Raw genomic sequence first — 7,406 nt, 5'->3', positions numbered from 1 at the left:
AAACGTTTTTTTATTATTATTGAATTTTACCTTCGTAGAAAACAGGATTTCCTTTTTCGTCGAAACCAATTATGGTTAATTGATAATCTTTTGGTTTATCGTTGTTGAAATATTCTATTTCTGTGTCTTCTCCTGGAGCTGTATACAAATTAGGATTCCAAAATAAAGTACTTCTTATATCGTTTGGAACATCGTTGTAAAGCGACTCGTAATCATCATTGCTAAAATATGGCAGAGATTGATTGTAGCCACCAATCTGAATTAAATTATTTGGTAACATCGGCGTGTTATCAACTGGCGCATTACTTCCTCGTTTCGAGTAAATTGCAATTGCATTTCCAAGTAAACCAGCGCCTTTGAAAATTTTTACCATTGCAATATCTCTAGGATTAATACTCGTTAAATTATCTGAAGTCATTTTCATTTCGTTCCAATAAATTGCAACTTCAGAATTTCTGATTTTAGGAACTCCGTTAGAAACCGTTAATCCTGCAACTCGTCCCGCTAAAAAGTCCATAATATTTGTATAACCTTCTATTGGCTGAGATTCGTTTACAAAATCTATCACCGTTTCGTTTATATTATTAAACATTCCGCTACTTAATTCATTGTTCAGCTTCTCAGTTTTCGATTTTTTATCCGCTTTTACAACAACCTCTTTCAGGCGAATACTTTTATCATTGATAATTTTGATGTTCTGTTTATACGTATTTTGCTTCTCGACTTCCTCTTTATTCGTGATTTCTTCTAATAAATAAGGCGTTGCTGGCAATTTAGATTTATAACTTGTGCTTTTATAATTTGGTACAACAGATAAAGTTAAAGTTCCATTATTGGCAGATTTTCCATTTTCCGAATTCAAGAAATAATTCATCGCCATTGGTCCATAATAAAACAAATTATTCATCTCGAAGTTTCCTTCATAATCAGTATCAAGCGTTGCAAATTCTTTTCCATTATTTTGCATTTTATAGATAATACTCAAGGATGCATTGCTCAATTCTCTTCCGTTATTGTACGCTTTTACTTTGTACGAAAGATATCTACGCTCATTGTCAATAGTAGGTTTTACGATATTTCCTACCACTAAATCTTCCCAATTAAATCTTTTCCATTTTTCTGTTATTAAAAGTGCATCAAGATTTTCTGAGAATTCATTATTTTTAAAATATTGTGTCGGATGATTAATTTTCGAACTAAAATCTCGTGTCAATAACATCGCTGAAATTAAATTATCTTCATCATTATTTTTTTGATCTTTGATAACAGCCGAAAAGTTAATTTCTTCAGGATATTTTACTTTAATTGTATTTAATTCGCGAGGATTAGTTGTTGTTTCGAAAGAAATTTCAGGTTTTTTGTATGATTCTTTTGGATTGATAAATATCAATCGATTGGCAACTTGAATATCATTTGCATCAAAAATAGCAATGTTCAAAATACCTTTATCATTGTCTAAAACCTCTTTTGGAACATAAGTCGAAACCGATTCCACACTTTTTACAATCTGAGAACTCATCACAAGTTCGTTGTTAATTGTTCCAATAATTTTATAATTCAATAAAGGGTTTTCTTGGTTGATACTTTTCAATTGAATCACAATATCTTTGCTATTTCGAACAACTTTCAACAGAATTCCATCTTTTTTAGCTTCGGGTAAATCAATAATTTGTTGATTTCTTTTTTCGTCATTCAATTGCACTTGATAAGATTTACCTTTTTCTGCTCTCAACGCAAAAGTCGCAACGTTCTCATCTAAATTATCAAATGTTGTAATTTTATTGGCAGGATTATTTTTCTCGAATACAAAACCATTCCATTTTTTTGGTAAATCTCCGTCTGATTTTAGTCTTACAGCAAATTTAGTTGTCTGATTTTGAATGAAATTTCCACCTTCAGCAAAAGCTTTTGCATTCCATTTTAAATTTGGATTTGGAACAAGTTTTAACTTAGAATTTGGATTATAAATTTTAATTTGATTGATATGTTGAAATTCTTCTGAGAAGAAAGTCATGTACGTTGTGTAGGCTCTTACAAAGTAAATTCCTTCCTCGTTTTCGTTTTTGGTATTTAGCGTTCCGTCACTTTCACCGTTTAAAATCGGAACCAATTTTCGGTCGATTAATTTTTTGTCTTTATCGTATAATTCTACAATAAGATTTGTAGAAATTAAGCTAGGTTTGTAGCCATTTAATGTATAAGCTTTGAACCAAATATTATCTCCAGCAATATAATCTTTCTTATCAAATAATAAATAAACTTTTTCCTGAGCGTAATTTATATCCAGACTTTTTATAGCCGTTTCCAATTTTGATTGCGCAAAAGTTGTAATCGAGGAAAAGTATAATGCGAGTAAATAAATATATTTCATGCGAGAATGATTAATCTAATAGAATGAATTTGAATTCTTAAAATTATCATTATTTAGATGATTTTCATTCATACTTTTTATTAAAGTTTATCATAACTTTTGATTGAATGACGATTTTCTTCTCGAATAATGTTAATTTTTGTTAATGAATTTAAGTAAAAGACTTTAAACAAAAAAACCTCGAGAATTTCTCGAGGTTTTGATTTATAAAGAAATGTTGTTGGATTAAATTCCGTCAACAATTGCATTTAATGTTGCAGATGGACGCATTGCAGCAGTTGTTTTAGCAAAATCTGCTTTGTAGTAACCACCAATATCTTGAGGTTTACCTTGCGCACCAATTAACTCTTCGTTAATTTTTGCTTCGTTTTCTTCCATAGCTTTTGCAACAGGAGCAAATTTAGCAGCTAAATCAGCATCTTTTGTTTGATTTGCTAATGCTTCTGCCCAGTACATTGCTAAGTAAAAGTGAGAACCACGGTTATCGATAGTTCCTAATTTACGACCTGGAGATTTGTCAGTCGCTAAAAATTTAGCATTTGCTTCGTCTAAAGCATCAGCTAAAGTTTGAGCTTTTGCATTTCCTTGTGTTTGAGAAACGTGCTCTAAAGAAGCTTGTAAAGCTAAGAATTCACCTAAAGAATCCCAACGTAAGTAACCTTCTTCTATGAATTGTTCGATGTGTTTTGGAGCAGATCCTCCCGCACCAGTTTCGAATAATCCACCTCCGTTCATTAATGGAACGATAGATAACATTTTAGCAGAAGTTCCTAATTCTAAAATCGGGAATAAATCTGTTAAGTAGTCACGTAAAACGTTACCAGAAACAGAAATAGTATCTTTTCCTTCTCTTGCACGGCTTAAAGTTTCTTTCATCGCATCTTTAACATCCATGATACGAATATCTAAACCTGTTGTATCGTGATCAGCTAAGTATTTTTCAACTTTTTTAATGATTTGTTGATCGTGAGCTCTTCCTTTATCTAACCAGAAAATTGCAGGAGTATCAGATAAACGAGATCTGTTAACTGCTAATTTAACCCAGTCTTGAATAGGAGCATCTTTAGTTTGAGACATTCTGAAAATATCAGAAGTTTCAACTTTTTGCTCTAATAAAGTGTTTCCGTTTGCGTCTTCAACTTTGATTGTTCCGTTTGCAGGAGCTTGGAAAGTTTTGTCGTGAGAACCATATTCTTCCGCTTTTTGAGCCATTAATCCAACATTAGGAACAGAGCCCATAGTTGTAGGATCTAAAGCACCGTTTGCTTTCATATCATCTACAACAGCTTCGTAGAAACCAGCGTAAGAACGGTCAGGGATAATCGCTACAGTATCTTCTTCAGCACCATCTTTGTTCCACATTTTACCTCCGTTTCTTACCAATGCAGCCATAGATGCATCAACAATAATATCAGAAGGTACGTGGAAGTTAGTAATTCCTTTATCAGAATTCACCATTGCTACACGTGGTCCGTTTGCTAAATCAGCTTCAATTGCAGCTTTGATTTCTGCTTCTTGTGCATGACCTTTGATTTTTTCGAATAAATCAGCTAAACCGTTGTTTGGATTAATATCTAATGCTTTGAAAGTATCAGCATATTTTACGAAAACATCTTTGAAGAAAGTTTCAACGATAGCTCCAAAAATAACTGGATCAGAAACTTTCATCATTGTTGCTTTTAAGTGAGCAGACAACAATACGTTTTTATCTTTTGCTTCTTGAATCGCTTCTTGAACAAATGATCTTAAAGAGTTTAAGTTCATTACAGAAGAATCAATTACTTCTCCAGCTTTTAAAGGTGCTGCTGATTTTAATTCTTGAACAGAACCATCTTCTCCGTAAAATTTGATTGTATATTCAGTTGCGTTTTCTAACGTAGTTGAATTTTCAGTACCATAGAAATCACCAGATTTCATATAAGCAACTTTTGTTTTGCTGTCTGTAGCCCAAGCTCCCATTTTGTGAGGATTAGCTTTTGCATAGTTTTTAACAGCTTTTGGTGCACGACGGTCAGAGTTTCCTTCACGTAAAACTGGGTTTACAGCTGAACCTAAAACTTTTCCGTATCTAGCTTTGATTGCTTTTTCATCTTCATTTTTTGGTTCAGCTGGATAATTTGGTACAGCAAAACCTTTCGCTTGCAATTCTGCAATTGCTTCGTCTAACTGAGGAACAGAAGCCGAAATATTAGGTAACTTAATGATGTTTGCTTCCGGAGTAGTCGCCAAAGCTCCTAATTCTGCTAAAGCATCAGGAATTCTTTGTTCTTCTTTTAAGAATTCAGGGAAATTAGCTAAAATACGTCCAGCTAAAGAAATATCTGGAACTTCGATTGTAATATCAGCTGTTTTAGTGAATCCTTGTACGATTGGCAAAAATGAGTGAGTTGCCAACATCGGAGCTTCATCCGTAAGTGTGTAATGAATTTTTGACATTATGTTTTAAATTTTTTTGAGACTATTTTAATAATAGTCAATTAAAAATACATTTTTTCAATTTTGAATGCAGAAACGCAAACTTTGCAAATATACAATATTTAACAGATTAAGTTGACCTTAAATCAATCATTTACACTAATTTTAGTATAATTTTTAACATGATTTTTGATAGGTCGTCAAGTTGATAATTTATTGAAACAAAATTGTTCAAGTTGATAATTTTTTACTGTTTTTTTTTTCAACTTCATGTATAATTTCACTTTTGAAAGAGCTGTCTATTTAATTCTTTTTAAGAAACCAATTTTTATACACTTATTTTCTTTCTTAATTTTGCATAAAAACAATTCTTTTGAAACAAAATCTAGTGACAATCGCATTTTATAATGTCGAAAATTTTTATTCTAAATCTTCAGACGAATCTTTTTTGCCCAGTAATTTTATCAAATGGAAAGATAATCGTTATGACACAAAGGTGAAAAAGATTGCATTCTGCATCTCTAAAATTGGAAAATTAGAAACAAATGAATTACCATGTTTGGTTGGTTTGGCTGAGGTTGAAAATGAAGAGGTTTTGCAAGATTTGATTCAAAATGATTTTTTGAAAGATGGTGATTATAAAACACTTTTATATAAATCATTAGACGAAAGAAAAATAAATGTTGGATTAATTTATCGTCAACAATTTTTTGAAGTTATAGAAAGCGAACCAATTAGATTTATCTTTAAAGATCAGTATGATACAAAATCTTATACACGAGATATTTTATATGTGAAAGGAAATTTAGTTGGCGAAATTATTCATATTTTTATTGTTCATTTGCCTTCTAAAATTGATAAAGAAATCAATCAATTAAAACGTCAACATATTTTTAAAACGATTCGAAAAAGAATTAACGATTTGTTAACCGAAAATTATTCGGCAAAAATTGTTGTGATGGGAGATTTTAATGATGCTCCAACAAATTCTGACTTAATTGATGAATTGGATACTCGTTCTAAACAAGAAGAAATAAACAGAAACGAATTATTCAATCCAATGGTCAGTCTACAATCGTATAAAAGAGGTTCGATGATCTTTAAGAAACAATGGATGTTATTCGATCAACAGATTTTTTCGAAAGGATTTTTTACTTGTCAATCAAATTTAGAATATATAAAAACAGATATTTTTGATGCTGATTTTTTGAAGAATACAGGCGGAAAATTAACTGGTTTGCCATTCAGAACTTTTGTTGGCGGAAAATATTTCGGTGGATATAGCGACCATTTTCCCGTTTATACCATTTTAAAATATTAAATTTGTAGCGGTATAATTTTAAGAATAGGTGAGAATCCACGAAAATGGTCAGGTTGAGATTGACGGAATCGATAAGTTGATTCTGAATGCCTTTATGGACAATGCTAACATGCCTGTTTCGCAATTAGCAAAAGAATTAGGTATATCAAATACGGCAGTTCATCAACGTATCAAGAAATTAGAAGCTTCTGGTGTGATTGATTCAACTAAAGTAATTGTAAATCCAACAATTTTAGGTTATTCAACGATGTCATTTGTTGGTGTTTTTATGGACAAACCTTCTTCTTATAAATTAGTTGTGAAAGCTTTGGAAGAGATTCCAGAAGTAGTGGAAGCTCATTTTACAACGGGAAATTACGGGATTTTCCTTAAAATTTTGAGTCGTGATAATCTACATTTAATGAATGTGTTGAACAAAAAAATTCAGCAAATTGATGGCGTTACACGTACAGAAACTATAATTTCGTTGGAGCAACCAATAGATAGACAAATAAAACTTTAATATACAAAGATGAATATTAATCAATATTTAGACTCGACGTATCTTAAAACACCTGAACAAGCAGGTATTTCGAATTCTGATACATTAGATATGGTGCATAAGTTAACACAAGAAGCTATTGATAATGATATCTATGCGGTAATGATTCGTCCTGATTATGTAAGATCAGTTCGTGAATTATTGGATGAGAAAAAATCGAATGTTGTTTTGGGAACTGTGATTGGTTTTCCTGAAGGGACTTACGATTTGAATGAAAAGTTGAGAGAAGCGCAAAAAGCAATTGCTGATGGAGCCGATGAATTAGATTTTGTAGTCAACTACGAAGCGTTCAAAAAAGGTGATAGCGATAAAGTAAAAGAAGAAGTAGAAGCTGCAACATTAGTCGCATTGCGTGAAGGTAAAGTTGTAAAATGGATTATCGAAACTGCTGCTTTAACAGATGAACAGATTGTTGCTATAACACAATTAATTCGTGATACTGTTTTAGAAAAAGCAGGTGAAGAAAAAGCATCAAAAGTTTTTGTAAAATCTTCTACAGGTTTTTATAAAACTGAAAATGGAGAACCAAATGGAGCAAATGAGCATGTTATTAAATTGATGCTTGAAAATTCAGGTTCGCTTCCAGTGAAAGCTTCTGGCGGAGTTCGCACAACAGAAGAAGCTGAAAAAATGATCGCTTTAGGCGTGAAAAGAATTGGAACATCGTCTGCATTGGCGATTGTAAAAGGAGAGCAAGGAGCAAAAGGTTATTAGAAAATTTCTACATTAATACATTTAAAAGAGGCTGTCTCAAAAGG

Annotated in this window: 5 protein-coding genes; 3 read left to right on the top strand and 2 right to left on the bottom strand. The window is 31.9% G+C overall.

The window, feature by feature from the left end; translation table 11 throughout:
* Nucleotides 1–16 precede the first annotated feature (16 nt).
* Nucleotides 17–2,371, bottom strand: coding sequence for a hypothetical protein (locus tag B4E95_RS01945; RefSeq protein WP_291089497.1), 2,355 nt, complete (start codon nucleotides 2,369–2,371; stop codon nucleotides 17–19).
* A 225-nt stretch (nucleotides 2,372–2,596) separates the two neighbouring features.
* A complete protein-coding gene (locus B4E95_RS01940; RefSeq protein ID WP_291063632.1) occupies nucleotides 2,597–4,807 on the bottom strand; it encodes an NADP-dependent isocitrate dehydrogenase in 2,211 nt (736 codons plus the stop codon).
* A gap of 352 nt (nucleotides 4,808–5,159) precedes the next feature.
* On the opposite strand from B4E95_RS01940, the gene B4E95_RS01935 reads away from it, so the two are divergent.
* Genes B4E95_RS01935 through deoC form a run of 3 tightly spaced genes read left to right on the top strand, consistent with a single transcriptional unit; the run spans nucleotide 5,160 to nucleotide 7,362 of the window.
* Nucleotides 5,160–6,107, top strand: coding sequence for an endonuclease (locus tag B4E95_RS01935; RefSeq protein WP_291089494.1), 948 nt, complete (start codon nucleotides 5,160–5,162; stop codon nucleotides 6,105–6,107).
* Nucleotides 6,108–6,135: 28 nt separating this feature from the next.
* The gene (locus B4E95_RS01930) at nucleotides 6,136–6,609 is read left to right on the top strand and encodes an Lrp/AsnC ligand binding domain-containing protein (protein WP_180905762.1); all 474 of its coding nucleotides are present in this window, start codon (nucleotides 6,136–6,138) and stop codon (nucleotides 6,607–6,609) included.
* Nucleotides 6,610–6,618: 9 nt separating this feature from the next.
* The gene (deoC, locus tag B4E95_RS01925; RefSeq protein WP_291089491.1) at nucleotides 6,619–7,362 is read left to right on the top strand and encodes a deoxyribose-phosphate aldolase; all 744 of its coding nucleotides are present in this window, start codon (nucleotides 6,619–6,621) and stop codon (nucleotides 7,360–7,362) included.
* Nucleotides 7,363–7,406: the final 44 nt, after the last annotated feature.

It is taken from the genome of Empedobacter sp. UBA7494 (assembly GCF_002478465.1).
Taxonomy (GTDB): Bacteria; Bacteroidota; Bacteroidia; order Flavobacteriales; family Weeksellaceae; genus Empedobacter; species Empedobacter falsenii_B.
Note: the sequence above shows the minus strand (reverse complement) of the source record. Positions and strands in the feature narration are given on the sequence as shown.

Bases quoted from the DNA above. Each gene is read 5' to 3' on its own strand.
- B4E95_RS01945 (WP_291089497.1), bottom strand. From the start codon at position 2,371: ATGAAATATATTTATTTACTCGCATTATACTTTTCCTCGATTACAACT.
- B4E95_RS01940 (WP_291063632.1), bottom strand. From the start codon at position 4,807: ATGTCAAAAATTCATTACACACTTACGGATGAAGCTCCGATGTTGGCA.
- deoC (WP_291089491.1), top strand. From the start codon at position 6,619: ATGAATATTAATCAATATTTAGACTCGACGTATCTTAAAACACCTGAA.